Origin of the sequence: Pseudomonas turukhanskensis, assembly GCF_027922365.1 — a bacterium.
Taxonomy (GTDB): domain Bacteria; phylum Pseudomonadota; class Gammaproteobacteria; order Pseudomonadales; family Pseudomonadaceae; genus Aquipseudomonas; species Aquipseudomonas turukhanskensis.
The window spans coordinates 478,187-504,597 of record NZ_BSFN01000002.1 but is presented as its reverse complement, the minus strand read 5'-3'; the positions used below and the strand labels follow the sequence as shown (position 1 = coordinate 504,597).

19 protein-coding genes and 1 pseudogene are annotated in these 26,411 nt (G+C 61.1%); 11 read left to right on the top strand and 9 right to left on the bottom strand.

Going from position 1 to position 26,411, the window contains the following annotated elements; genetic code table 11:
• The 5 genes from PKE98_RS06135 to PKE98_RS06115 all read left to right on the top strand — a co-directional run.
• Positions 1 to 8,268: cadherin-like domain-containing protein (locus PKE98_RS06135; RefSeq protein ID WP_271194378.1), on the top strand; the 8,268-nt coding region annotated here is incomplete at its 5' end.
• Between the two features lie 178 nt (positions 8,269 to 8,446).
• A complete protein-coding gene (locus PKE98_RS06130) occupies positions 8,447 to 8,785 on the top strand; it encodes a tryptophan synthase subunit beta (RefSeq protein ID WP_271194377.1) in 339 nt (112 codons plus the stop codon).
• Positions 8,786 to 8,981: 196 nt separating this feature from the next.
• Complete coding sequence (locus PKE98_RS06125) at positions 8,982 to 10,340, top strand: MATE family efflux transporter (protein WP_271194376.1); 1,359 nt, start codon at positions 8,982 to 8,984, stop codon at positions 10,338 to 10,340.
• Positions 10,341 to 10,430: 90 nt separating this feature from the next.
• The gene (locus tag PKE98_RS06120; protein WP_271194375.1) at positions 10,431 to 10,601 is read left to right on the top strand and encodes a YhfG family protein; all 171 of its coding nucleotides are present in this window, start codon (positions 10,431 to 10,433) and stop codon (positions 10,599 to 10,601) included.
• Positions 10,602 to 10,604: 3 nt separating this feature from the next.
• Positions 10,605 to 11,204: a putative adenosine monophosphate-protein transferase Fic gene (locus tag PKE98_RS06115; protein WP_271194430.1), complete on the top strand. Its 600-nt coding sequence runs from the start codon at positions 10,605 to 10,607 to the stop codon at positions 11,202 to 11,204.
• On the opposite strand, the gene PKE98_RS06110 is transcribed toward PKE98_RS06115, so the two are convergent.
• Complete coding sequence (locus PKE98_RS06110; protein WP_271194374.1) at positions 11,190 to 11,882, bottom strand: TetR/AcrR family transcriptional regulator; 693 nt, start codon at positions 11,880 to 11,882, stop codon at positions 11,190 to 11,192. The genes PKE98_RS06115 and PKE98_RS06110 overlap by 15 nt on opposite strands.
• Before the next feature lie 57 nt (positions 11,883 to 11,939).
• Here PKE98_RS06110 and PKE98_RS06105 point away from each other — a divergent pair, with 57 nt between their 5' ends.
• On the top strand, positions 11,940 to 13,028 hold the full coding sequence (locus PKE98_RS06105; protein ID WP_271194373.1) for a DUF2855 family protein: 1,089 nt from the start codon (positions 11,940 to 11,942) through the stop codon (positions 13,026 to 13,028).
• A 133-nt stretch (positions 13,029 to 13,161) separates the two neighbouring features.
• On the opposite strand, the gene PKE98_RS06100 is transcribed toward PKE98_RS06105, so the two are convergent.
• The 4 genes and pseudogenes from PKE98_RS06100 to PKE98_RS06085 form a co-directional block, all read right to left on the bottom strand.
• Positions 13,162 to 14,634 carry an inorganic phosphate transporter gene (locus PKE98_RS06100; protein WP_271194372.1) on the bottom strand — a complete coding sequence of 491 codons (1,473 nt, stop codon included), beginning with the start codon at positions 14,632 to 14,634 and terminating at the stop codon, positions 13,162 to 13,164.
• 160 nt (positions 14,635 to 14,794) lie between these two features.
• The gene (locus tag PKE98_RS06095; protein ID WP_271194371.1) at positions 14,795 to 15,982 is read right to left on the bottom strand and encodes an MFS transporter; all 1,188 of its coding nucleotides are present in this window, start codon (positions 15,980 to 15,982) and stop codon (positions 14,795 to 14,797) included.
• A 108-nt stretch (positions 15,983 to 16,090) separates the two neighbouring features.
• A complete protein-coding gene (locus PKE98_RS06090) occupies positions 16,091 to 16,894 on the bottom strand; it encodes an SDR family oxidoreductase (RefSeq protein ID WP_271194370.1) in 804 nt (267 codons plus the stop codon).
• Positions 16,895 to 17,154: 260 nt separating this feature from the next.
• Positions 17,155 to 17,508, bottom strand: a pseudogene (locus PKE98_RS06085) (DUF2784 domain-containing protein); the annotation flags it as partial.
• Positions 17,509 to 17,652: 144 nt separating this feature from the next.
• Here PKE98_RS06085 and PKE98_RS06080 point away from each other — a divergent pair.
• Positions 17,653 to 17,811, top strand: a complete 159-nt coding sequence (locus tag PKE98_RS06080; protein ID WP_108095509.1) for a DUF3309 family protein — start codon at positions 17,653 to 17,655, stop codon at positions 17,809 to 17,811.
• A gap of 306 nt (positions 17,812 to 18,117) precedes the next feature.
• On the opposite strand, the gene PKE98_RS06075 is transcribed toward PKE98_RS06080, so the two are convergent.
• The 3 genes from PKE98_RS06075 to PKE98_RS06065 all read right to left on the bottom strand — a co-directional run bounded on the left by PKE98_RS06075 (position 18,118) and on the right by PKE98_RS06065 (position 21,183).
• Complete coding sequence (locus PKE98_RS06075; RefSeq protein ID WP_271194369.1) at positions 18,118 to 19,776, bottom strand: cation acetate symporter; 1,659 nt, start codon at positions 19,774 to 19,776, stop codon at positions 18,118 to 18,120.
• A complete protein-coding gene (locus tag PKE98_RS06070; protein ID WP_271194368.1) occupies positions 19,773 to 20,084 on the bottom strand; it encodes a DUF485 domain-containing protein in 312 nt (103 codons plus the stop codon). Before PKE98_RS06070 ends, PKE98_RS06075 begins: the two co-directional genes overlap by 4 nt.
• Positions 20,085 to 20,328: 244 nt before the next feature.
• On the bottom strand, positions 20,329 to 21,183 hold the full coding sequence (locus tag PKE98_RS06065) for a glycine betaine ABC transporter substrate-binding protein (protein WP_271194367.1): 855 nt from the start codon (positions 21,181 to 21,183) through the stop codon (positions 20,329 to 20,331).
• A 404-nt stretch (positions 21,184 to 21,587) separates the two neighbouring features.
• Here PKE98_RS06065 and PKE98_RS06060 point away from each other — a divergent pair, with 404 nt between their 5' ends.
• Positions 21,588 to 23,141 carry a glycoside hydrolase family 17 protein gene (locus PKE98_RS06060; protein WP_271194366.1) on the top strand — a complete coding sequence of 518 codons (1,554 nt, stop codon included), beginning with the start codon at positions 21,588 to 21,590 and terminating at the stop codon, positions 23,139 to 23,141.
• Positions 23,142 to 23,206: 65 nt separating this feature from the next.
• On the opposite strand, the gene PKE98_RS06055 is transcribed toward PKE98_RS06060, so the two are convergent.
• A complete protein-coding gene (locus tag PKE98_RS06055; protein ID WP_271194365.1) occupies positions 23,207 to 23,578 on the bottom strand; it encodes a hypothetical protein in 372 nt (123 codons plus the stop codon).
• 166 nt (positions 23,579 to 23,744) lie between these two features.
• Between PKE98_RS06055 and PKE98_RS06050 the strand changes: the two genes are divergently transcribed.
• From PKE98_RS06050 to PKE98_RS06040, 3 genes are all read left to right on the top strand, one after another.
• A complete protein-coding gene (locus PKE98_RS06050) occupies positions 23,745 to 24,233 on the top strand; it encodes a GNAT family N-acetyltransferase (RefSeq protein ID WP_271194364.1) in 489 nt (162 codons plus the stop codon).
• A gap of 79 nt (positions 24,234 to 24,312) precedes the next feature.
• Positions 24,313 to 25,611 (top strand): lipid asymmetry maintenance lipase MlaY, encoded by a 1,299-nt coding sequence (mlaY, locus tag PKE98_RS06045; RefSeq protein WP_271194363.1) that lies wholly within the window; start codon positions 24,313 to 24,315, stop codon positions 25,609 to 25,611.
• The gene (locus tag PKE98_RS06040) at positions 25,604 to 26,392 is read left to right on the top strand and encodes an MlaA family lipoprotein (RefSeq protein WP_271194362.1); all 789 of its coding nucleotides are present in this window, start codon (positions 25,604 to 25,606) and stop codon (positions 26,390 to 26,392) included. The genes mlaY and PKE98_RS06040 overlap by 8 nt, the downstream gene beginning before the upstream one ends.
• Positions 26,393 to 26,411 lie beyond the last annotated feature (19 nt).

Sequence of the window (26,411 nt, the reverse complement as noted above, 5' to 3'; positions counted from 1 at the left end):
GATAACGATGCACCGACTGCTCCGGCTGTAACGCTGGAAACACTGGAAGACACGCCAATCGATGGCTCGGTAGTCGGCAACGATGTCGACGGCGACTCCCTGACCTATACCCTTAAAGGCGATGTCCAGCCGGCTCACGGTTCTGTGGTCGTCAACACCGACGGTACGTTCACGTACACACCGAACACCAACTACAACGGTCCAGACAGCTTTACCGTCAGCGTCTCGGACGGTAAAGGCGGCACCGTTGATAGCGTAGTGACCATCGGCGTCACCCCGGACAACGATGCACCGACTGCTCCGGCTGTAACCCTAGAAACCCTGGAAGACACGCCAATCGATGGCTCGGTAGTCGGTAACGATGTCGACGGCGACTCGCTGACCTACACCCTTAAAGGCGACGTGCAACCGGCCCACGGCTCGGTTGTGGTCAACACCGATGGCACCTTTACCTACACGCCAAACGCCAACTACAACGGGCCGGACAGCTTCACCGTCAGCGTTTCGGACGGTAAAGGCGGCATTGTTGATAGCGTGGTAACCATCGGCGTTACGCCAGTGGCCGACGCGCCAACGGTTGTTATCACCACCGACGGCGACAACAGCGGCACGATCAGCGCTGCCGAATTGGCTGCCGGCTCCAACGAAATCTCTGTAACCATCACCGTGCCAGCAGGTACGGCGGCGGGTGATGTGCTGAACATCACCAATCCTGATGGCACCGTTACCAACCATGAGCTGGTTGCAGACGACCTGGCCAACGGCGTCACCCTGACCTACCCACGGCCGGCTGACGGCGCGGTGGTAACTGTGTCCGCCACCATCACCGATGCAGGCGGCCATACGTCGCCCGCCGCTGCCGACACCGCGACCATCGGCGACACCACCGCCGCCAGCGCACCGGTGGTGAGCATCGTCGATGACGCCAACGACAATGGCCAACTGACGGCCGCCGAAGTGGGCACGGATGGCGTGCAGGTTCGCGTGGCAGTCAATAACGCCGATCTGGTGGCAGGCGGCACCGTCAGCCTGAACATCAGCAACGGCAGCGACAGCCACACCGCCAACCTCGCCCTGAGCAATGGCGTGCTGGTAGTCACCGGCACCACAACCCCGGCCGCCGGCTTCAGCTATAGCAACGGCACCATCAGCTTTACCGAAACCAAGCCGGCTACCGGCGACAGCATCAGCGTCACGGCCACCCAGACAGATGCGGCGGGCAATACCTCGGCGCCAGGCAATGACAGCGCCGTGGTGGTCAACACCGCCCCAGACGCCATCGACGACCTGGCCGGCACCGCTTACACCGTAACCTTGGGCGACAAGGCCGGCGCGCTTACCAGCAACAACTGGGGCAACCTGGACAGCAAGGGCCTGGGCGTGACCGTTAGCGCGGTCAAAGGCGATGGCACAGCCGGCACCGTTTACCACGGCAGCGATGATGGCAACGCCAACACGTTGGGCGTTTCCGGTACACCACGCGCTACCGGCGCCGTCGCCAACCAACTGGAATTCGACCCGGCCAGCAAAACCTCCGAAGGCCTGGTGCTGAACCTGAACGGCAACATCAACCACGCCGACTTCAGCGTCAGCCACCTGATTGCCAGCGAAGCGGGCGGTGAAGTCGGCCGCTGGGTCGCCATGTACAACGGCGAAGTCGTGGCCACCGGCGAGTTCAAACTCACCAGCGGCGGCGCCGGCACCTTTGCGATCGACACACCCGGGCTGGTATTCGACAGCATCCGCTTCGAAGGCGTGAGCACCGTTAGCGGTGGCGGCGACGGTTCGGATTACTTCCTCACCGGTTTCTCCGGCAGCGGCCCGGCTTCGGCCAACAGCGCCTACACCGTGAGCGAAAACGGCACCCTGACCATCGCCAACGGCAGCAAAGACCTGACCGCCAACGATACCGACGCCGACCACGACGCGTTGGTCGTTACCCAGGTCAATGGCACCGCCATCGGCAACGGCGCTGTCACCCTCGCCAGCGGCGCCCTGGTGACCGCCAATGCCGACGGCAGCTTCAGCTACAACACCAATGGCAAGTTCGACTCGCTCAAAGCCGGCCAGGTAGCAACCGACACCTTCACCTACACCATCAGCGACGGACATGGCGGCACAGACACCGCTACCGCCACCGTGACCATCATTGGCAGCAACGATGCGCCAACGGTCGGCGGCACCAGCACCGGCACCGTGACCGAAGCGGGCAACCTGGACGACGGCACCGTTGTGGCCGGTACCGCTACCGCGACCGGCACCCTGGTCGCCACGGATGTGGACCAAGGCGCCACCACCACCTGGAGCCTGGCCAATGGCACCGGCAACTACGGCAGCCTCGCCATTACGGCGGCAGGCGTGTGGACCTACACCCTGAACAATGGCGCAGCCGCGACCAATGCCCTGGCTGAAGGCCAGACCGGTCACGAAACCTTTACCGCCACGGTGACCGATAACAACGGTGCAACCGTTACCCAGCAAATCACCATCAACGTCACCGGCACCAACGACGCGCCAACCGTGAGCGGCACCAGCGTCACCACCGGCACCGTGGTCGAGGCCGGCAACCTGGATTCCGGTGCGGTGGTCAGCGGCACCCCAACCTTCACCGGCACCCTGGTCGCCCAGGATGTGGACCAGGGTTCGAGCACCACCTGGAGCCTCAACACCGGCACTGGCACCTACGGCACCATCGCCATTACCGCCGCCGGCGTGTGGACCTACACCCTGAACAACGGCGCAGCCGCCACCCAGGCGCTGGCTGAAGGCCAGACTGATCAGGAAACGTTCACCGCCACGGTCACCGACAACAACGGCGCCACCACCACCCAGGTGATCACCGTCAACGTGACCGGCACCAACGATGCACCGACCGTTAGCGGCCCGCTGACGGCCAGCGGCACCGAAGACGGCAACAGTGTGGTGGTCAACCTGCTGTCCGGCGCCGCCGATGTGGACAGTGGTGCCGTGCTCAGTGTGGGCAATGTGAGCACCCTGCCGGCCGGCGTCACGCTGTCGGGCAGCACCCTGACCGTGAACCCGAAAGACGCCAGCTTCCAATCGCTGGCCGCCGGCGCCACCAAAGACGTCGTCGTCACTTACAACGTGATTGACGAGAAAGGCGCCGTGGTCGCGCAAACCGCCACCGTTACCATCACTGGCACCAACGACGCACCGACCGTCAGCGCAGCCGTCACTGCGGCCGGCGTGGAAGATGGCGCAAGCTTCACCGTCAACCTGCTGGCCAACGCCAGCGATGTGGACACCGGCGCCGTACTGAACGTCGCCAGCGTCAGCACCTTGCCGGCCGGCGTCAGCCTGTCGGGCAATACCCTGACCGTGAACCCGGCCGATGCCAGCTTCCAGTCGTTGTCGGTGGGTGAGGTCAAAACCATCACCGTCAGCTACAACGTGGTGGACGATAAAGGCGCGCTGGTGGCACAGACCGCCACCATCACCATCACCGGCACCAACGATCTGCCCGAGGTGACCTCCAACGCGGCCGCCGCTACCGGCACCGTGGTGGAAGCGGGCAATCTGGATTCCGGCGCCGTTGTGGCCGGCACACCGACTGCCACCGGTACCCTGACCGCCACCGATGTCGACCACGGTTCGGCCACCCACTGGAGCGTGGCCAGCGGCACCGGCAACTATGGCACCCTGGCCATCACCGATGCCGGTGTGTGGACCTACACCCTCAATAACAACGCCACCGCCACCCAGGCACTGGCTGAAGGCCAGAGCGGTTCCGAAACCTTCACGGCCATCGTCACCGACGACAAGGGCGCGACCGTCAACCAGACCATCACCGTGACGGTTACCGGCACCAACGATGCACCGGTAGTCACCTCCACGGCGGCGGCCGCTACCGGCTCCGTGGTCGAAGCGGGCAATACCGACTCAGGTGCGGTTTTAGCGGGCACCCCGACGGCCACCGGCACCCTGACCGCCAGCGATGTCGACCACGGTTCCAGCACCAGTTGGAGTCTGGCCAGCGGCAGCGGCGTTTACGGCAGCCTGGCCATTACCCCGGCCGGCGTGTGGACCTACACCCTGAACGACGGCGCAGCCGCCACCCAGGCATTGGCCGAAGGCCAGGCGGGCCAGGAAACCTTTACCGTCAACGTCACCGACAACAACGGCGCCATCGCCACCCAGGTGATCACCATCAACGTCACCGGCACCAACGACTCGCCAACCGTGAGCGGTGCAGTGACCGCCAGCGGCGTGGAAGACGGCCCGAGCTTCACCGTCAACCTGCTCAGCGGCGCCAGCGATATGGATGCTGGAGCCAGCCTGAGTGTGGCCAACGTCAGCACCCTGCCGGCCGGTGTAAGCCGCTCGGGCAACGTGCTGACCGTCGACCCGAGCAATGCCGCTTACCAGGCCCTCAAAGCCGGCGAGCAGCAGACCCTGAACATCACCTACAACGTGGTGGATGACAAAGGTGCGGTGGTTGCGCAAACCGCCACCATCACCATTACCGGCACCAACGATGCACCGGTGGTCACCTCCTCTGCCGCCGCCGCTACCGGCACCGTGGTGGAAGCAGGGCTGACACCAGCGGGCGTGGCCACCGCCGGCACCGCCAGCGTCAGCGGCACGCTGACCGCCACCGATATCGACCACAGCTCCAGCACCAGCTGGACCGCGGCCGGCAGCGGCACTTATGGCTCGCTGACCATGACCCCAGCCGGCGTGTGGACCTACACCCTGGACAACAGCAAGCCCGCCACTCAGGCCCTGGCAGCCGGTGAGAGCACAACCGATACCTTCACTGCCACCGTCTCCGATGGTTTGGGCGGCACGGCCACCCAGGTGATTACCGTTACCGTCAACGGCACCAACGATGCACCGGTGGTGACCTCCGCCGCATCGGCTGCCACCGGCAGCGTGGTCGAGGCCGGCGTACTGGCCAACGGCACCGCCACCGCGGGCACCGCCAGCGTCACCGGCACCGTGGTGGCTACCGACGCCGACCACGGCTCCAGCACCACCTGGAGCGTGGCCGACGGCACCGGCACCTATGGTTCGCTGACCATGAGCGCGGCTGGCGTCTGGACCTACAACCTGGACAACAGCAAGCCCGCCACCCAGGCGCTGGCAGCCGGTGAGAGCAAAACCGAAGTCTTCACCGCCACCGTCTCCGACGGCTTGGGCGGCACGGCGACGCAGCAGATCACCGTGACGGTCAACGGCACCAACGACGCACCGGTGGCGGTCGATGACCACTACGTGCTGGGCCTTACCGGCCAGTACTACGGTTATGCCCAAGGCACCGGCGCCAACCTGGAAACCATTGCCCAGGTGCAAAACCTGATTGCCGGCAAAACGCCGGATGCCACCTTCACCGCCACCACGCTGAACTACGGCAATGGCGTGAGCACCGATCTGGGTGCGGGCACCAACCTGCAGACGTTCCTGGGTAGCGACAAGGCCAGCCTGTCCACCGACCCAGGCACTACCAGCGATGCGATCATCAAGCTCAGCGGGCAGGTCTCGCTCGCGGCCGGCACCTACAGCTTCAAGGTGACCTCCGACGACGGCTTTATCCTGCGCATCGATGGTCAGGATGTGATCAATTTCGACGGCAACCGCAGCGCTGCCTCCACCACCGCCACCTACACCATCCCTACCAGCGGCGCCCATCAGATCGAAATCATCTACTGGGACCAGGGCGGCAATGCCGTGCTGAAAGTGGAAACCAAACTCGCCAGTGCGGCCGACAGCGCGTACACCGTGCTGGGCGCCAGCGGCAATACCAGCTCGCTGGTTACCGCCGAAGACAACACCCTGACGATCAACGCCAGCACCCTGCTGAAAAATGACAGCGACGCCGATGGCGGCACCCTGAACGTGACCAGCGTGCAGGGCGCCACCCACGGCAGCGTGGCCTTGAACAACGGCGTGATCACCTTCACTCCAGAGGCCAACTACAACGGTGAGGCGACCTTCCAGTACACCGTCAGCGACGGCAAAGGCGGCACCGCCAACGCCACCGTGACCCTGTATGTAACGCCGGTAAACGATGCGCCGACCGTGACCTCCACCCCGGTGGCGCTGACGGCCGCCGACGAAGACACCAGTGTCACCATCACCGCCGCGCAGTTGCTGGCCAATGCCAGCGATGTCGACAGCAGCACACTGACCGTGTCGGGTCTGGCCGTGACAGCCGGCTCCGGCAAACTGACCGACAATAACAATGGCACCTGGACCTTTGTGCCGACCAAAGACTGGAACGGCGACGTCAAGTTCAGCTACACCGTCAGTGACGGCTCCCTGAGCGTTGCCGACAGCGCGACGCTGACCATCAAGCCCGTAGTCGATGCCAAGGCCGACACTGTCACCATCAATGAAGACAACGCCGTCACGATCAATGTGCTGGCCAATGACACCTTCACCAACAGTGACAAAGCCATCACCGCCATCAACGGCCAAACCATCACCTCGGCCGGTGTGGCTGTGGAAAACGGCGTGGTGAAACTGGTCAACGGCCAGTTGCAGTTCACCCCGACGGCAGACAAGAGCGGGCAGTCCAACTTCACCTATACCGTGAAGTCTGGCGGTGTCACTGAAGTCGCTGACGTCAAAGTGGTGATCAACCCGGTAAACGATGCCACAGCCCCAACCGTAACCGTGACCCCGAAGGGCTACTGGACGTTCGACTCCAGCACCACGACCGGCAACGGCAACAACGCTGTCACCAAGGTGACCAACGCCACCACCGGCGAAACCGGTACGCTCAAAGACATCGACAACACTGGCAACTCTACGGCTCCAACCCTGAGTTCGGGCACTGGCACTGGCACCCGTGCAGACGGCGCCGGCAAGTACCTGACGCTCAACACGGGCACCGACATTGGCGACGTGGTTCAGGTGGACAGCTCCATCTCCAACGCGCTGTTGGGCACCGCCACCCTGACCTTCTGGATCAATACCGCGCAAGCCGGCAACACCGACGGCAAGGGCACCTCCTGGAACAACCCGAGCATCATTGGCAGCGAGCAGGTCAGTGGCGGTAACGATATCCAGTGGGGCGCGATCAACAGCAGCGGCAAGATCGGCTTGGGTCTGGGCAACGTCGACGGCGTGTACAGCACCACCTCGATCAACGACAGCCAATGGCACAACATCGCCATCTCCCGTGATGCCGCTACCGGCCTGGTCAATGTGTATGTCGACGGCAAACTGGAAGCCTGGGGCAGCCCGACCGACAGCGCCTTCACCGGCGCGCTCAACAAACTGCTGGAAATCGGCGCCACCAATGCCTTCACCGGTTCTGGCACTGATGCCACCGATACGTCGTACTTCAAAGGCGCGTTGGATGACCTGCGTATCTACAGCGGCGTCCTGACCGCCGACCAGGTCGCGGCTATCAACCACGTGGAGAACGGGTACCAGGGCACTGCCATTGCCAACGCCGTCACCACCAACGAGAACACCCTCACGTTCAGCGTTGCCGATACCGCAACCAAACTGACCGTTACCGGCTTGGAAAACGGCATGACCCTCAGTGACGGTCACGGCCACACCTTCACCTCCACTGGCGTGGATTCGATTGGCGATCTGAGCAGCTGGGATACCTCAACCCTGATTCTCGGCAATACCGGCACCAGTTCGGGCACGCTGATATTCGCAGGCACCAATACAGTCGGTACCGACACCAACACCACCTACCAGGCGATCACGCTGGCCAACGGCACCTCGGTGCTGAGCACCGGCGGCACCGGCGCCGACACCCTGAACGGCTCGTCGGCTGCCGACCTGCTGCGTGGCGGCGACGGCAACGACACCCTCTATGGCGGTGCCGGCAACGACCGTCTGGAAGGTGGCGCCGGCGATGACAACCTGTATGGCGGCAGCGGTAACGACCTGCTGATCGGTGGCGACGGCAACGACCTGCTGTTCGGCGGTAGCGGCACCAACATCATGACCGGTGGTGCGGGAGCGGATACCTTCGCCTGGGCAAAAGGCGAAGCCGGAAACTCGACCATCACCGACTTCAAAGTCAGTGAAGGCGACCGCATCGACCTCACCGACCTGCTGCCTGATATGACCAACGTCAACGTGCTCGACTACATGAAAGTCGAAACCACGGGCTCGACCTCGACCATTCAGATCAGCACCTCGGGCCATATCGACCAGGGCGCGAATGTGAGCATTACCCTGCAAGGGGTTGATCTGAACACGTACGGCTCCTCCCAGGCCGACATCATCAAGTCGCTGGTAGCCGGTAGCGACCCGGTGGTGAAAACCGAACACCATTGATTTAGGGCGGGACCAACGGCGCGTCTCCAGCAGTTCGGAGTTCGCGCCGTTTTTTTATTGGCAAGAAAGCTGCCTGGCAAGAATGCGTTGCAGGCGCTACACACAACTGGCAGGGTTCGCGTTTGCACAGCCTTGTGCGAGCCGCCGTGCACTACAACCAACAAGAGAGGGTTTGCTGATGCTGTATGTCCAGCGCAACGAGTTCGGTGAACTGACGCGCGTAGAAGCCGCCCCATTCGACGGCGCCAGCGGCACGGCGCTGGCCGATGACCATGACGTGCAAGCCTGGTACGCCAACCACAGCGTCGAGAGCAATCTGCTGCAACTCAAGCAGAGCGACCTGGAAATGATCCGGGTAATCGACGACCTGATTTCGGTGCTGATGAACAAAGGCGTACTGCGCATCACCGACCTGCCGCCGGCCGCGCAAAGCAAACTGCTTAGCCGTACCCAATCGCGCGAAGCGTTAGGTGGGCTGCATAAGTTGATCAACGATGATGATACCGGGGTGATTTGAAACCCCGAGCTTGAGATTTCGCAGGAGCGATATGTAGGGCGAATATCCGTGCAACGGATATCTGCCGTGCTCTGCGGCTAGCGGTGAATCGGCGGATACACCTGCGGTGTATTCGCCCTACGGCTTGCCGATACGCATGTGCAAAACCGCCGCGTTCATGCTCAGATGGCCGCCTGCCGAACCACGAGCCCTTTAAATGCAAGCCGCCTCTCCCGAACGCCCGCTGTGGCAGGTTTACCTGGTTTTTCTGGTCCCCATGGTGCTGTCCAACTTCCTGCAAGGGCTGTCGGGCACGCTCAATAGCATTTACATCGGGCAGATGCTCGGCACCCAGGCGCTGGCTGCAGTCTCGGGGATGTTTCCCATCGTGTTCTTCTTTATCGCCCTGGTCATCGGCCTGGGTGCCGGCGCTTCGGTGCTGATTGGCCAGGCGTGGGGCGCGCGGGAGCCGCATCTGGTCAAAGCCATCGCCGGCACCGCCCTCACCCTCGGCGCGTTGATTGGTTTGCTGGCAGCGGTGGTCGGTACGGTGTTCGCCCGCCAGGCCATGGTGGCCCTGGGTACGCCAGCGGACGTACTGGAAGACGCCACCGCCTATATGCAGGTGATGATGCTGATCATGCCGCTGCTGCTGGTGTTCGTGCTCTTCACCCAACTGCTGCGCGGCGTCAGCGACACCGTGTCGCCACTGTTGGCGCTGATTCTCTCCACCGTCGCCGGCCTGCTGCTGACCCCGGCGCTGATCAAAGGCTGGCTCGGTTTGCCGCCCATGGGCATTCAGAGCGCCGCCTATGCGGGCCTGTTCAGCAACCTGCTGGCGATGCTGCTGCTCACCGTGCGCTTGCGCTACAAACACCACGTGCTGGCCCCTGACCTCGAACTGCTGCGGGCGCTGCGGGTAAACCGCGAAATCGTCGGCAAGGTACTGCGCATCGGCCTGCCGACCGGGGTGCAGATGGTGGTGATCTCCCTGTCGGAGCTGGTGATTCTGGCGCTGGTCAACCAGCACGGCTCGCAAGCGACTGCCGCCTATGGCGCCGTAACGCAGATCGCCAACTACGTGCAATTTCCCGCGCTCTCCATCGCCATCACCGCCTCCATTCTCGGCGCCCAGGCCATCGGTGCCGGCCAGGTCGAACGTATTGGCGCCATTTTGCGCACGGGCCTGTGGATAAACACCTGCCTGACCGGCGCCCTGGTGCTGGTGGGCTACGCGCTGTCGCACTGGCTGCTGGGCCTGTTTATCACCGACCCGGCCACCCGCGCCCAGGCCGAGCACCTGCTGCACATCATGCTCTGGAGCATTCTGATTTTCGGCTACCAGGCCATTGTGGGCGGCATCATGCGCGCCAGTGGCGTGGTGCTGATGCCGGTGGTCATTTCGATCTTCTGCATCCTCGCCGTGCAGACGCCGGGGGCGTATCTGCTGGATGCGTATTTCGGCCTGGAGGGCGTGTGGATGGCCTTTCCGCTGGCCTACGTGACCATGCTGGCTTTGCAGACCTTGTACTACCGGCTAGTGTGGCGGCATCGGCGGATTACGCGCTTGGTTTGATAGACGATTCCTTTCGCCCACCAAATGGCGGTACGCCTATTGTTTTCCATCGGCTACAATCTCTAATTGACGCTCTTCTGGAGGACCGCTATGACTTCGAAAAGCCTGGAGGCGAAAAAGGCCTATATCGCCAAATCCCGCCTTTCCAACTACGCAGCTAGCCTTCGTCTGGAAGGTTTTCAAACAACACCTGAAGACGCAGAACTCAAGTACAAGACTCGGGAAGAAGCGTTGAAGTCCATCAAGCAGAATCAGGACTAACTCCTGGATAAGTATGGAACTGGCGATGATCCGTATTGCTATCCCGGCACGCGGGTACTGCGTAACCGTTTAAATACTCGAGACGAACCCGTTCTAATCGAGGCGGAATACAAACTTTCCCAGATCGCCGCTTCTGAAGTTGAATTTCAGCTCCCTCCGTACTCCCTCGCCTATCTGCAAAATCTGCATCGCCACTTATTCAAGGACATTTACGATTGGGCCGGAACGTTACGCTCAATCGACATTTCCAAAGGTGATACACGCTTTTGCACCGCATCGCGAATAGAGCCGGAAGCCAACAAAATCTTTGACTCGATGACACGAGCTAACTGGTTTGAAAACCTCGACAAAACCGACTTGGTAATTGCGTTAGCCGAACATTTCGGTGACCTGAACATGATCCATCCATTCCGCGAGGGAAACGGTCGGGCTCAACGCATCCTGTTCGAACACATTATTGCCAATGCTGGTTATGAAACTAATTGGTGGGCTGTTGAAGAGGCCGAATGGATCAAGTCCAACATAGATGCCGTGCTGTGTGACTACAGTGGTCTCGCATCTATCTTTTCCCGCTGCGTCGGCGCAACACTAATTCTGGATTGATTTAGCAGGGTCGCAGTTACTCGCTTGCCCCACGCGCTGCACCAACATCCCCTTCATCTCCGCCAACCACACCCGTTGCTGCTCGGCACTTAGCTGCGCAGTGAGGTAGTACCGTCGTCCGCCCCAAACGCTGGTCAGCCACGCATCGATAATTTGCGCGGCGGGCTGGTGTGGCAGGTCGTGGCAGGCGGCAAACACCTCGCGCCATTTGCTTGCTAGCTCTTCATAAGCCCGAGCCTGGTGTTTGCGTTCGGCGATCTTGTATTCGAGCTGAATCAGCTCGTAGCCGAACATAGAGCGGTCGGGCTCGGGCGGGTTGCAGCAGACTTCCAGCAGGCGCTCCACACGCGCCTGCCAGCTCAGGTCGGTGGGCTGCACCACTTCGCGGTCCAGGCGCGCCAGCAGGCATTCGATGCCGTAGCGCACGTACCCCGACAGCATGGCTTCCTTGCTGGGGAAATAGTCGTACAGGGTGCCGATGGCGACGCCCGCTTCCAGGGCGACGGCGCGAGTGGTCAACGACGTCCAGCCCTCGCGCAGCCAAATCCGAACAAAGGCTTCGTAGATGGCCTCCACGGTAAAGATGGCGCGGGCCTGGCTTGGGCGTTTAAGCGGCTTGCTGCGCGGCTTTGCCGGGCTGGCTGACGGTGTGCTGGCGTTTCCGAACCCGCGCTTCATGGTTAGCTCGTACTCTGTGGCGACACGCTTACTCCCCACAAAAACCAGGAGCCCACCATGTCAGGTCGCAGCAACGTAACACGCCTACTAACCGAAAAAAATGCACTGGACCAGAGCCATATCGAGCAGCACGAGGAGGACCTGAGCGCAGCGCCGGGCGAGATTGTGGTCAAGCTCGAACGCCTGTCGCTGACCACCAACAACATCACCTACGCCGCCTTTGGCGACTCGATGAATTACTGGGACTTCTTCCCCACCGGGGACGCCGGTCTAGGCCATGTGCCGGTGTGGGGCTTTGCCGATGTGGTGGCTTCCAACGTGGAAGGCGTGGCCGTGGGCGAGCGCTTCTATGGCTATTTCCCGATTGCCAGCCACCTGCGCATGAAGCCTGAGCGCGTAACCGACCGCGGCTTCTACGATGGCGCCGAACACCGCCGCAACCTGACCTCGGCGTATAACCAATACACCCGTTGCAGCTGGGACCCGTATTACAGCCCGGCCACGGAAAACCTGCAGATTCTGCTCAAGCCGCTGTTTCTTACCTCCTCCATGCTGGCGGATTTTCTCGAAGACAACGCTTTCTTCGGCGCCACCCGCCTGGTGTTTTCCAGCGCCTCGAGCAAGACCGCCTTTGCCACCGCCGTGTGCTTGGATGGCGCCGGCGTAGAACGTGTGGCGCTGACTTCGCGCGGCAACACCGCGTTCGTGGATGGTTTGGGTTGCTACGAGCAAACCCTGGCCTATGACGACCTGAGCCAGCTGAGCACCGACCAGCCGACCCTGTACGTGGATTTTTCCAGCGACCTGGCCCTGCGTGACCGGGTGCACCAGCATTTTGGCAGCCAGCTGGTGTACAGCTGCTGCGCGGGCTCTGCACAAAGCACCGACCCGGCCCAACTCACTGCCATCACCGGGCCGCAGCCGCAGCTGTTCTTCGCGCCGATTCAGCTGCGCAAGCGTAATGCTGATTGGGGGCCGGTTAAGGTGTCCGAGCATATTGGCGAAGGGCTGGTGCGGTTTTATGACCAGATCACGCCGCTGCTGGAGGTGAAGGTGAGCCAAGGGTTTGCGTCGGCGCAGGAATTGATCGGCAAGCTGTACCACGGGCAGGTGCCGGCCAAAGAAGGGCATGTGGTTGAGCTGTAACCACTGGTAAATCGCTTGGTGCGCGGAGCACACCCTACGAAAGCAGAGTGCGGCTTGCTCTTGTAGGGTGTGCTCCGCGCACCAAGCGATATCCGCCTCCGTAAAAAACCCCGCTAGAGGCGGGGCTTTTTTGTTAATCGACGAACCGTGTCGCGAGCCAGAACAGGCTGGCTGCAAGGCCCATCGAAATCGGCAGCGTCAGCAGCCAGGCCAGCAAGATATTGCGCACGGTGCCGCCTTGCAGGCCGCTCTTGTTGGCGACCATGGTGCCGGCCACACCCGAGGACAACACGTGGGTGGTGGAAACCGGCAGGCTGAACACGTTGGCCAGGCCAATGGCGCAGGCGGCGGTGATCTGTGCCGACATGCCCTGGGCGTAGGTCATGCCCTGCTTGCCGATCTTCTCGCCGATGGTCAGTACCACACGCTTCCAACCCACCATGGTGCCGATACCCAGGGCCAGGGCCACGGCCAGAATCACCCAGAACGGCGAGTATTCGGTGGTGGCGGTGAGGTCTTTGCGCAGCTTCTCGAGATCGGACTTCTCACGGGAGGCCAAGGTATCGAGCTTGCCGACTTTCTTCGCGGTGTCGTCCAGGCACAGCAGGTAACGGCGCACTTGAATGCGGGTGTCCGGTGCCAGGCTGTGGTAATCGGTCACGCCTTTGAGGTCGCTCAGCAGACCGGCGATGGTGGCTTCGGTCTGTTGCGGGTTGCAGCGAAACAGCTCGGGCATTTCGGCAGTGTTGGCTTTGCCAAGGGCCAGGAAGTCACCGAGGCTTTCGCGATTGCGGTCGTAGAACTGACTCAGGTGAATAGTGGCGTCACGGGTGCGTTCGATCTGGTAGGTGGTGCTGTTCAGGTCCAGTACGAACTGCGCAGGCACGATACCGATAAGCACCAGCATGATCAGGCCAATGCCTTTCTGCCCGTCGTTGGAGCCGTGCACGAAACTCACGCCCATGGCCGACAGCACCAGCACCAGGCGATTCCAGAACGGCGGGTGTTTCTTGTCGTCGATCTTGCGGCGCTGCTCCGGGGTTTTGTGCATCTTGGACAGCGGGCGCCACCATTTCAGCCCCATCAGCACCAGGGCTGCGACCACAAAACCGGCAATGGGCGAGGCGATCAGCGACATGCCGATATCAATCGCTTTCTGCCAGTTCACGCCGTCGGCCAGCGGAATATCGCTGATCAGGGCGTTGGCCAGGCCAACCCCGAGAATGGAGCCAATCAGGGTGTGGGAACTGGAGGCCGGAATACCGAAGTACCAGGTGCCCAGGTTCCAGGTGATGGCGGCCGCCAGCAGCGAGAACACCATGGCCAGCCCGTGGCCGGTGTTCACGTTGATCAGCAACTCCACCGGCAGCAGGTGCACGATGGCATAGGCCACGCCCACGCCGCCGAGCAACACACCGAGGAAGTTGAAAACACCGGAGAGCATGACCGCCAGGTGCGGCGGCATGGCTTTGGTGTAGATAACGGTAGCCACCGCGTTGGCGGTGTCATGGAAGCCGTTGATGAACTCGAAGAACAGGACGAACGCCAGGGCCAGGATCAGGCTGATGATTACCCAGGGTTCCAGCCCGCTGAAAAGATCGAACATGTGGTTTTCTGTTCAGGTCGAAAGGGGGCGCGATTATGCCAGATAACCGCCACGTGAAAATCTGAAAACTGCTGGCTGGTAACGCTAGCAGAGAAAAACCGTCACGCCACGGTCATAAAGCCCACAGCCCGCGCGGGGTGTGGGCGGGTGCGGCATTTTGTTACTGCGCCGCGACGGGGGTGGCGCGGGTGCGCAACGACCATGCAAGGAAGACCATGCTGATGGCCAAGCCGGTAAGCACGATAAACGGCACCTGGTAGCTGCCGGTAAGGTCGCGCACCAGGCCGGTCAGAATCGGCGTAAAGCTGCTGATGCTGTAACCGGCGCAGAGCATCATCGCGGTCCAGCGGCTGACCGCCAGCGGCGTATTCACTTCATACATCGGCAGCACCAGCGACAGCGCGAACGAGCCACTCAGCGCCAGCCCCAGCAGCAGCGCCCAGACTTGCGGCAATACCTGCGGCATAAAGGAAATCATGCCCAGGCACAGGCTCGACGCCACGGCGCACCCCAGCAGCAGCTGGGCGCGGTTGTCGTAACGCTGGGCCAGCCAGGGCAGCACGAAGGCACTTGGCAGGCCGATCATCATGTACGAGTTGAACAGCGTGTTGCTCTGCGACGCGTCGAAGCCCACTTCGTGGTAGCGCGCCGTCAGCCAGGTGGTGAGGGTGTAAAACAGCCCGGCCTGAATCGCGAAGAAGCCGGTGATCACCCACGCCCGTGGTTCACGCCAAGGCAAGCCACCGCCGCTGCCCACTTCGGCGGGGTCTTCATGTTTATTCGGCACCCACAGCCACAGCAACACGGCCAGCAGTGCCGGCACCGCCCAGATCGCCAGGCCCCAGTGCCAGCGCTCGCCGAGCAGGCTGGTGAGCGGTCCGGTCAGCACGGCGCCACCGGCACCGCCGATGGTCATGCTCAGCGAATACCAGGCCACCACCCGGCCGACCTTGCCGACAAAATGGCGCTTGATAAAACCGGACAACAACGGCCCCGCCACCGCAATACCGGCGCCGACAAACACTGCACTCCCAATCAGCACCATGCTGTTATGGCTGGCCAGGCGCAGCACCAGCGCACTGCCGATCAACACCATGCAGCCCGTAATAGTGCGTTCCAGACCAAAGCGCACAGCCAGACGCGGCGCCATGGGTGCCAGCAGGCCCATGCACAATACGGGCAAGGCGGTGGTAAGGGCGATAAGGCCACGGCTGAGGTTCAGCTCGTTGGCGATCTGTTCGATAAGGGGAGCAAGCGAGGTGATGCCGGGGCGCAAATTGATAGCGGCCAGCACCAGGGCGACAAACAGCAGGCCCTTGGATATGGGTTTCACGAGAGTAGCCAACATAACAACGACCAGGCAGGCCGGGCCAGCAACCCTACTATTCAACAATGGTGACTAACAAGTCTGACTGGCAAAAAAATTGACCAGTCAGACAAGTTATTGACGAGCTGCTTATTTAGCCTTGGCGCGCATTTTCTCGGCCATCACGGCCATTTCGTTGTACAGGATTTCCGGGTTTTTCTGCTTCAGCGCCCAGGCCATGCGGCCTTGTTCGTGGGGCAGAATCATGAACTCGTTGTTGGCAACCGAGGTAAAGATGTAGTCGGCGATGTCGGCGGCGCTGATAGGGCTGCTTTCCAGCAGCTTGCCCACCTGGGCTTTCATGGCCGGGGTCGGGCCACGGAAGGAGTCCATCAGGTTGGTCTGGAAGAACGACGGGCACACCACGTGCACACCGATTTCCTGCTGCTTGAGTTCCGCCAGCAGGCTTTCGGACAGGGCCACCACGCCGGCCTTGGCCACGTTGTAGTTGCTCATGGCCGGGCCTTGCATCAGCGCGGCCATGGAGGCGATGTTGATGATCTTGCCTTTGCTGCGTTCCAGCAGCGGCAGGAAGGCTTTGCAACCTTTGACCACGCCCATCAGGTTGATGGAAATCTGCCAGTCCCAGTCTTCGAGCGAGAGGTCGCTGAAGAAGCCACCGGAGGCGACACCGGCGTTGTTGACGATGACGTCGACGCCGCCGAATTTGGTTTCGCAGGCTTGTGCCAAGGCGGTGAGCTGGCTGTAGTCGCGCACATCGCAGCGCAGGGTAAAGCCATCGCCGCCGGCTTCACGTACCAGCTTCAGGGTTTCGGCCAGGCCCGGCTCGCTGACATCGGACAGCGCCAACTGCCAGCCTTCGCGCGCCCAACGCAACGCGATTTCGCGGCCCAAGCCAGAACCCGCGCCGGTGATCATGATGCGATTTTGCATAGTAAGGCTGCCTTTTCTTATAGGTGTCAGGGGTGAGTGGCCTCAGTGTAGCGAAGGCTTTAGCCCCGCCCACGCACCATTAGAATGCTGAATGAGCCAAGCAAACCGAAAACTACTGCGCTCGTTTTGGCTGCGTTAAAAACAGGCGAAAAATGCTCATTGACTATGTGTCAACTGCGCTTTTTCGCCTGTTTTTGCCTTGCCAAACCTTCGCTCGCTACGTTTTCGGCGTTCCGTATGAGACCTGTTTTGGCACCTAGAAAACGGCGGATCACGACCCAGTAAACGGCGATATTTAGCACCAGCACCACGCTGCCAAACACCAGCTGCATCGAGGCTGTAAGCCCGCGTGGATAGATCAGCGGAATCAGGTAATGCTCAATAAAACCGCCGTCGTAGCCCTGCTGCCCGGCCGCTTGGCGCAGGCTGTTTTCCAGCGGCGTGAGCGGGCAATACAGATGAAAGAACTCCACCACCGCCCCCCAGGTCACTGCTGGCACATGCAGCGCCAGCAGCCACCGCCAGCGCAGCACCAACAACCCGCCGAACAGCACAAACAGAATAAATAACAGGTGCACCAGCACCACGGCGTCGGCGCCCAGGCGATACAGCATTTACCCTCCTCCGCATTCTGCGCAGAAATAACCTGAATTATTGGAAAGCCACATAAGTCGTACTAAGTAGACGAGGCAAGCGCAGCGGTAAGGCGGCCTCTGAAGGAAGTTGCACGTTATGGTCTAGAACAAGGAATCCAAACCATGGGCCTCAGCACAATTCTGATCGTCGTACTTATTCTCCTCCTGGTCGGCGGCTTGCCGTTGTACCCGCACTCCAGAAGTTGGGGCTACGGCCCGTCGGGCATTCTGGGTACCATTTTGATCATCGTGATCATTCTGGCGCTGCTTGGCAGGATCTAGTTCCTCGCCGGTAATAAAAAAGCCCCGCTTAGTGCGGGGCTTTTTTATTACTAATCGATCGGCTGCGCGTCGGCATTGCTGCGTTGACATGACTTTTTCAATGCTAATTGGCTACAGCCAACTGCGCTTCAAAAAGCCATGTCGCCTTGCACTGCTCTAGCTCGCTCGATCTCGATCTCGATGTGCGGTGCTGCTGCAATCCAAAGGCAAAGGGCAAAAGTAACGGCTTACTCCGCGCACCAATGGCAAAACCCCGGCATAAAAAAGGCAGCCCGAAGGCTGCCCAAACACTCAGAGGGTTACCGATCAGTGAGCGGCTGCACCACTGGCACCCAGGCCAGTCTGCGAGCGCACGAACTGCGGCAGGAAGCGCGCACGTTCTTCACCGGCCGAGGTGGATTTGTCGGTAATGGAGAAGAACCAGATACCGGCAAACGCCACCACCATGGAGAACAGCGCCGGGTATTCGTACGGGAAGATCGCCTTGGCGTTGCCCAGTACCTGCACCCAGACGGTTGGGCCGAGAATCATCAGCCCCACAGCGGTCAACAGACCCAGCCAGCCACCCACCATCGCGCCGCGGGTGGTGAGGTTTTTCCAGTACATGGAAAGGAACAGCACCGGGAAGTTGCAGCTCGCAGCAATGGAGAACGCCAGGCCCACCATGAAGGCGATGTTCTGTTTCTCGAAGAGAATCCCAAGACCAATGGCGAGCACGCCCAGGGCAATGGTGGTGATCTTCGATACACGCAGTTCATCTTTCTCGTTGGCCTTGCCGCCTTTGATCACGCTGGCATAGATGTCGTGCGATACCGCCGACGCACCCGCCAGGGTCAGACCGGCCACTACCGCCAGAATGGTGGCGAAGGCCACAGCCGAGATAAAGCCCAGGAACAGGCTGCCACCGACGGCGTTAGCCAGGTGCACCGCGGCCATGTTGTTGCCACCCAGTAGCGCACCGGCGGCATCCTTGAACGCCGGGTTGGTGCTGACCAACAGGATCGCGCCAAAGCCGATGATAAAGGTGAGGATGTAGAAGTAGCCGATAAAGCCGGTGGCGTAGAACACGCTCTTGCGGGCTTCTTTGGCATCGCTCACGGTGAAGAAGCGCATGAGAATGTGTGGCAGGCCGGCAGTACCGAACATCAGCGCCAAGCCCAGCGAAATTGCCGAAACCGGGTCACTCACCAATGCGCCAGGGCTCATGATGGCCTGACCTTTGGCGTGCACTTTCACCGCTTCGGAGAACAGCGTACCGAAGTCGAAGTTGACGGTTTTCATCACCATCAGCGCCATGAACGAGGCGCCCGACAGCAGCAACACGGCCTTGATGATCTGCACCCAGGTGGTGGCCAACATGCCGCCAAACAGCACGTACAGCACCATCAGAATGCCGACCAGAATCACTGCCACGTGGTAGTCCAGGCCGAACAGCAGTTGAATCAGCTTGCCGGCACCAACCATCTGCGCAATCAGATAAAACGCCACCACCACCAGCGAACCGCTGGCCGACAGGGTGCGAATTTCTTTCTGCTTGAGACGGTAGGAGGCCACGTCGGCAAAGGTGTATTTGCCCAGGTTGCGCAGGCGCTCGGCGATCAGGAACAGAATGATCGGCCAGCCAACGAGGAAGCCGATCGAGTAGATCAGGCCGTCATAGCCGGAGGTGTACACCAGCGCGGAAATACCCAGGAACGAGGCCGCCGACATGTAGTCGCCGGCAATCGCCAGGCCGTTTTGGAAACCGGTGATTTTGCCGCCAGCGGCGTAGTGGTCAGCGGTGGAGTTGTTTTTCTTCGATGCCCAGTAGGTGATAAACAGCGTGGCACCCACAAACGCCACAAACATGACGATGGCCGATACGTTGATTGGCTGGCGCTCTACCGCGCCACTGATGGCATCGGCCGCCCAGGAACCCTGAGCAAACGCGAGCAGGCCGCAAGCGGCGAGAAGGCGGGCGATCATTGTTTCACCTCGTCCAGAATGGCCTGGTTCAGGTCATCGAACTCGCCGTTGGCGCGGTACACGTAGATACCGGTGAGCACAAAGGCGGAGAGGATCAGGCCGATACCGGCTGGAATCCCCCAGGTGGTGGGCGAACCTTCGCTGATCGGCGTACCGAACAGGCTCGGGTCAAAGGCGATGATCAGGATGAAGGCCACATAGAGGCCAAGCATGATGGCCGAGAGTATCCAGGCGAATCGCTCGCGCTTGGCTACCAGTTCTTTGAAGCGCGGACTTCTTTCAATCCGCTCGTAGATGCTGTCGTTCATTTTATTTTTATCCTCCGCAGCACGAGTTGCTGGTGAGGTTTAACTCTAGTTCTCCTATAGCCGAACGACAGACGACCTTAGTCTTATTCGAGACCATGGTCTCAACGCGCGACGACGCTTTTGCTTTTGTAGGGTGTGCTACGCGCACCAAGCGATTCATCGGCAATCGCAACGGTGCGCAGAGCACACGCTACAAAAGCAAAAGCCGCTCGGTGAGCGGCTTCGGCATGCGGCGTATCGTTACTTATTTCAACCACTCGTTTACGCGGTCGGGGTGTTCAGCCACCCATTTCTTGGCGGCTTCAGCAGGCTTGGCGCCCTCTTCCACGGCCAGCATCACGCCGCCGATTTCATCCGGGGTCCAGGTGAATTTTTTCAGGAAGGCCACCACGGTTGGTGCTTTGGCCTCCAGGCCCGGGTTGGCGATGCTGTCTACGTGTTCAGCTGCGCCGTACACACCTTTGGGGTCTTCCAGAAAGCGCAGTTTGTACTTGGCGAACATCCAGTGTGGAATCCAGCCGGTTACTGCAATCGGCTTCTCGGAGCGAATGGCGCGGGCCAGTTCGGCGGTCATGGCGCTGCCGGAGCTGGCCAGCAGTTTGTAGTCCAGACCGTAGTCCTTGATGGCCTGGTCGGTTTTCAGCATCACGCCTGAACCGGCATCGATACCCACGATACGGCCGCCGAAACCGGCTTTCTCGCCTTGCAGGTCACCAATGGTCTTGGCCTTGACGTACTCGGGCACGATCAGACCGATCTTGGCGTCGTTGAAGTTGGGGCCCAGATCCACCACCTGGTCCTTGAGTTTTTCGTAGTAGGCACCGTGGGTCACCGGCAGCCAGGCCGACAACATGGCATCGAGCTGCCCCTTGGCCACGCCTTGCCACATGATGCCGGTCGCGACGGGCATCAGTTGCACGTCGTAGCCGAGTTTTTCCTTGATGATTTCCGCTGCGACGTGGGTGGTGGCGACGCTGTCGGACCAGCCATCGACGTAGCCGATCTTCAACGTGGGTTTATCTGCCGCACCTGCCAAACCGGTGCTCAGTGCCAGTGCGATACCCGCACCCAAACCCAATAACCGACGCATTTTGCTCATAAGTCTGTTCCCCGAAATTAGTGGCTCGGCGACTGCCGAGTGGCAGGTGGTGGTGTCTTGTAGTTGGTCTATCTAGTGGCGGTGCCTGTTGAGTGATCCCTGGCCCACGCCCTGAGTCAGTCGTGTGCCGACGCCTGGATAATCGACCCAACCGGTGATGGCACCTGCTCCAAGAACGACATGAACACGGCCAAGAAACGACATCATTGATTCAGCAACGACAAGACTGATACTCAAGGCCGTCACGGGGACTGCCAAGCCCTTGAAATTTATGATTGAACGGCCGTTCAAGTACCCGTTTCACGCCACCATTCATATGCGCTAACACACGCCAACGGCGGCTCTACGCTAATTGACGGGAATGCAGGTAAACTGCGCGGCTTTGCCCCCAGACGCGCCTAACTATGCCCGCTACCGCTCGTTTTCCCGCCCTGCCCTACGTGTTCGCCTGCCTGCTTGCCGTGTTCGCCATTGGCGGCCTCTGGTATGGCCTGGGCAAACCCCTGGTGCTGCCCGATGCCGCGACGCCCACGCACAAATTGCAGTGCGCCTCCTACACGCCGTTCGACAAGGACCAGTCGCCGTTCGACCAGCCTTTCGCCCTGCGCCCGGAGCGTATGGATGCCGACCTGGCCCTGTTGGCCACGCGCTTCCACTGCATACGCACCTATTCCATGACCGGGCTGGAAGCCATTCCGGACCTGGCGCGCAAGCACGGCCTGAAGCTGATGCTCGGCGCCTGGGTCAACGGCAACCCGGTGGACACCAAGAAAGAAGTCGATGCGCTGATCAAATCGGCCAACGAGAACCCTGATGTGGTGGAGTCGGTGATCGTCGGCAACGAGACCCTGCTGCGCAAAGAAGTCACCGGTGCCCAGTTGGCCAAGCTGATTGGCGAAGTGAAGTCGCAGATCAAACAGCCGGTGACCTACGCCGACGTCTGGGAATTCTGGCTCAAGCACCCGGAAGTGGCCCCGGCCGTGGACTTCCTCACCATTCACCTGCTGCCGTACTGGGAAGATGACCCCACCGGCATTGACGAAGCCCTGGCCCACGTCGCCGAGATTCGTAAGGTGTTCGGCAGCAAGTTCGCGCCCAAGGACATCTTTATTGGCGAAACCGGCTGGCCAAGCGAAGGCCGTCAGCGCGAAACCGCCGTACCTAGCCGCGTCAACGAAGCCAAGTTCATCCGTGGTTTTGTCGCCATGGCCGAGCAGAACGGCTGGAACTACAACCTGATCGAAGCCTTTGACCAACCTTGGAAGCGCGTCAGCGAAGGCGCCATGGGCGGCTATTGGGGCCTGTTCGACGCCGACCGCCAGGACAAAGCCGTACTGGCCGGCCCGGTTTCCAACTTCGCCAACTGGACCTTGTGGCTGAGCGTGAGCGGCGTGATCTTCCTCGCCACCCTGCTGCTGGCCGGTCGCCCCAGCTCCACCCGTTCGGCGCTGGTGCTGCCGTTGCTGGCAGCGGTTGGCGCGTGCTGCATTGCCTTGTGGGGCGAGATGGCGCGGGTGAATAGCCGTTATGTGGGTGAATGGGCGTGGGCGGCGTTTCTGGTCGGCCTTAACCTGGTGGTGCTGGCCCACGGCGCGTTGGCGCTGTCGAGCAAGGCCGGCTGGCGCGCCAACCTCTATAGCTGGTTGCAAGCTCGTGGCGGCTGGTGGCTGGCCGCCAGTGGCTTTGCGGCAGCGGTGCTGATGCTAGGCCTGGTGTTCGACCCGCGCTACCGCTGCTTCCCGAGCATGGTGCTGGTGTTGCCGGCGCTGGTGTACGTCTGCCGCCCGGTGGCCGGCCCACGCCGCGAGATCGCGCTGCTGACCCTGATCGTCGGCGCCGGCATCCTGCCGCAGTTGTACCAGGAGACCCTGGATAACTGGCAGGCGCTGGGCTGGGCGGCGGTGAGTGCAGTGATGGTAGCGGCGCTGTGGCGCAGCTTGCGGGTCAAGGCCAATTAAGGCCGATACCCAGACACAAAAAAAGGGGCTCGGATGAGCCCCTTTTTTATTGTGGTTATGTAGGGTCAGGCAACCAGGCGCGGTGCCCGCACCAACCGCAACGCGGCAACCACTACGGCAAACACCGCCAGGCTGGCGCTGTACAGCACCAACGCCGGCAGCGCGAACACCAGGGCCGCTACCGCCAACCACCAGCCGGCACGGCCGGGCACGAAAAACGCCACCAGCGCGCCGCCAAGGCCAGCCCAGGCAATGATGCGAAAGTGAATCAGCAGACCCAGGCCATCACGCACCTGGCATTCCCAGCGCTGCGCCTGGTCAACGCAAATGCCAACCCACTGGCTGTCTTCCATCAGGGCAAAACGCAGCCCATAGGCGGCGGCCAGCCACAGGGCCAGAACGACCAGCAAGGCGATCAGGGGCAAACGACGGGACATGGGTTTCTCCGGTAGATAAATCGGCGCTCAGGATAAACGTCCGACCGCGGTATGCAAGGGTTACAGCACGAAACATCAAGCCTTGTGCACGGTTTGTGTAGCACCCTGTTGCCGTGCGCGCCAAGAGCCTGCAAGCTCCGCTCATTCCGCCATTTGAGGAGCCTGTATGTCCCGTATTCAATTGCGCAATGCTACCCCCGACGACGTGAGCCTGATCCTTAGCCTGATCCATGAGTTGGCGGTGTACGAAAAGCTCAGCGATCAGGCCGTGGCCACACCCGAAGACCTCACCACCAACCTGTTCGGCCCACGGCCTTTTGCCGAAGTATTGATTGGCGAACTGGATGGCGAGCCCCAGGGATTTGCGCTGTTCTTTCCGAACTTCTCTACGTTTTTGGGCAAGCCCGGTATTTATCTGGAAGACCTGTACGTGCGTGAACACGCACGCAGCTCGGGCCTGGGTAAAGCCTTGCTGGCCCGTCTGGCGCAGTTGGCGGTGCAACGCGGTTGCGGGCGTCTGGAGTGGTCGGTGCTGGACTGGAACGAGCCGGCGCTGGGCTTTTATCGGCGCCTTGGCGCGCGCCCCCAGGACGACTGGACCACCTACCGCCTGAGCGGCGCCGCACTGGCCGAATTGGGTAAACAGGCCGAATGAAAATGTCTGTGCTATACCAGCGTACCCGTTGTCATAACGCCGGATTCACTCTGCACTTTATCTTCTAAAGGGATTTGCGATGCCGCGCCTCTTACGTTTTGCCGCGCTTATGGCTGGTCTATGCCTGAGCCCGTTGTTGTCGGCCGCCGACATCGACGAGGCCAGCTACGGTTTTCCACTTACCAACCCGTTCGAAGCCACCATTGCCACAACGCCGCCGGAGCTGCGCGCGGCGGTGCCGGACGATCGGGATATCGACCAGGCCGACTACACCCTCAACCTGCACCCTGAGCGCGAACTGGAGGTACCGGACAACTTCTGGCCGGTAAAAACCTTGCGCTACCGCATGGCCAAACAGAAAGGCCCGGCGCCGCTGATTTTCATCATCGCCGGCACCGGCGCGCATTACTCCAGCACCCTGGCTGAAAACCTCAAGAAGGTGTTCTACGGCGCCGGCTACCACGTGGTGCAGTTGTCCTCGCCCACCAGCTACGACTTTATGACCGCCGCCTCGCGCCACGCCACACCCGGTGTCAGCACCGAAGATGCGGACGATCTCTACCGCGTGATGCAAGCTGTGCGCGCGCAACACCCGGAAGTGGACGTCACCGACTTCTACCTCACCGGCTACAGCCTCGGCGCTCTGAACGCGGCATTCGTCAGCAAACTGGATGAAACCCGGCGCAGCTTCAACTTCAAGAAAGTGTTGATGCTCAACCCGCCGGTAAACCTCTACACCTCCATCACCAACCTCGACCGGCTGGTACAAACCGAGGTCAAGGGCATCTCCAACAGCAGCACCTTCTATGACACCGTGCTGAGAAAGCTCACCCGCTACTTCCAGCAGAAGGGCTACATCGATATCAACGATGCGATGCTCTACGACCTGCAACAGTCCAAGCAGCACCTGTCCGATGAACAACTGGCGATGCTGATTGGTACTTCTTTCCGCTTCTCCTCGGCCGACATCGCCTTCACCTCGGACCTGATCAACCGCCGTGGCCTGATTACCCCGCCGGAAACCCCGATCAGCGAAGGCACCAGCCTCACGCCCTACTTTCGCAAAGCCCTGCAGTGCGACTTCGACTGCTACATCCGCGAACAGCTGATTCCTATGTGGCGCGCGCGCACCGACGGCGGCAGCCTGCTGCAGCTAATCGACCAGGTGAGCCTGTACGCGTTGGAGGATTACCTGAAAACCAGCAAGAAGATTGTGGTGATGCACAACAAGGACGACGTGATTCTCGGCCCTGGCGACCTGGGCTTTTTACGCAGAACGATGGGCGACCGCCTGACCGTGTACCCGCATGGCGGGCACTGCGGCAACCTCAACTACCGCGTAAATACTGCCGCCATGCTGGAGCTGCTTCATGACTAAAACATCCTTGCTGCTTGCCATGCTGCTCGCCAGCGGCGCCACCTACGCCGCCGAACCGGTATCCGCGCCAGGCGTGGCTGCCGAAGCCGACGGTTTCACCGAGCCGCTCAAAGCGTTGAAATTCAACGCGGGACTGGACCAGCGTGAATTCGAGCGCTCGACCCTCGATGCCCTTAACGTGTACGACCCGCTGGAATCGGTTAACCGGCGCATCTACCACTTCAACTACCGCTTCGATGAGTGGGTGTTTCTGCCGGTGGTCGACGGCTATCGCTACGTCACCCCGCAGTTCGTGCGCAGCGGCGTGAGCAACTTCTTTAGCAACCTGGGTGATATCCCCAACCTGCTCAATAGCCTGCTGCAGTTCAAAGGCCAGCGCTCGATGGCAACCACCGGCCGCCTGCTGCTGAACACCACCATCGGCATTGCCGGCCTGTGGGACCCGGCGACCATGATGGGTCTGCCCAAGCAGTCGGAAGACTTCGGCCAGACCCTGGGTTTTTACGGCGTACCGGCCGGCCCCTATATCATGCTGCCGATTCTGGGCCCCTCGAACCTGCGCGACACCGGCGGCCTGGTGGCCGACTTTGCCGCCGAGCAGCAGATCAACTTCCTCAACGTCGCCGAAGTCAGCCAGGACCACCCGGAATTGTTCCTGCTGCGCTCCATCGACCGCCGCTACGTGACCACCTTCCGCTACGGCCAGACCAACTCGCCGTTCGAATACGAGAAAGTGCGCTACGTGTACACCGAGGCGCGCAAGTTGCAGATCGCCGAGTAAGCAGTCCCCGCTGTGTTGT

Coding starts and splice junctions, on each gene's coding strand:
- PKE98_RS06075 (WP_271194369.1), bottom strand. CDS start 19,776: ATGATCGCCCGCCTTCTCGCCGCTTGCGGCCTGCTCGCGTTTGCTCAG.
- PKE98_RS06110 (WP_271194374.1), bottom strand. CDS start 11,882: ATGAAGCGCGGGTTCGGAAACGCCAGCACACCGTCAGCCAGCCCGGCA.
- PKE98_RS06090 (WP_271194370.1), bottom strand. CDS start 16,894: ATGCAAAATCGCATCATGATCACCGGCGCGGGTTCTGGCTTGGGCCGC.
- PKE98_RS06105 (WP_271194373.1), top strand. CDS start 11,940: ATGTCAGGTCGCAGCAACGTAACACGCCTACTAACCGAAAAAAATGCA.
- PKE98_RS06120 (WP_271194375.1), top strand. CDS start 10,431: ATGACTTCGAAAAGCCTGGAGGCGAAAAAGGCCTATATCGCCAAATCC.
- PKE98_RS06065 (WP_271194367.1), bottom strand. CDS start 21,183: ATGAGCAAAATGCGTCGGTTATTGGGTTTGGGTGCGGGTATCGCACTG.
- PKE98_RS06125 (WP_271194376.1), top strand. CDS start 8,982: ATGCAAGCCGCCTCTCCCGAACGCCCGCTGTGGCAGGTTTACCTGGTT.
- PKE98_RS06055 (WP_271194365.1), bottom strand. CDS start 23,578: ATGTCCCGTCGTTTGCCCCTGATCGCCTTGCTGGTCGTTCTGGCCCTG.
- PKE98_RS06050 (WP_271194364.1), top strand. CDS start 23,745: ATGTCCCGTATTCAATTGCGCAATGCTACCCCCGACGACGTGAGCCTG.
- PKE98_RS06095 (WP_271194371.1), bottom strand. CDS start 15,982: ATGTTGGCTACTCTCGTGAAACCCATATCCAAGGGCCTGCTGTTTGTC.
- PKE98_RS06040 (WP_271194362.1), top strand. CDS start 25,604: ATGACTAAAACATCCTTGCTGCTTGCCATGCTGCTCGCCAGCGGCGCC.
- PKE98_RS06080 (WP_108095509.1), top strand. CDS start 17,653: ATGGGCCTCAGCACAATTCTGATCGTCGTACTTATTCTCCTCCTGGTC.
- PKE98_RS06130 (WP_271194377.1), top strand. CDS start 8,447: ATGCTGTATGTCCAGCGCAACGAGTTCGGTGAACTGACGCGCGTAGAA.
- mlaY (WP_271194363.1), top strand. CDS start 24,313: ATGCCGCGCCTCTTACGTTTTGCCGCGCTTATGGCTGGTCTATGCCTG.
- PKE98_RS06060 (WP_271194366.1), top strand. CDS start 21,588: ATGCCCGCTACCGCTCGTTTTCCCGCCCTGCCCTACGTGTTCGCCTGC.
- PKE98_RS06100 (WP_271194372.1), bottom strand. CDS start 14,634: ATGTTCGATCTTTTCAGCGGGCTGGAACCCTGGGTAATCATCAGCCTG.
- PKE98_RS06070 (WP_271194368.1), bottom strand. CDS start 20,084: ATGAACGACAGCATCTACGAGCGGATTGAAAGAAGTCCGCGCTTCAAA.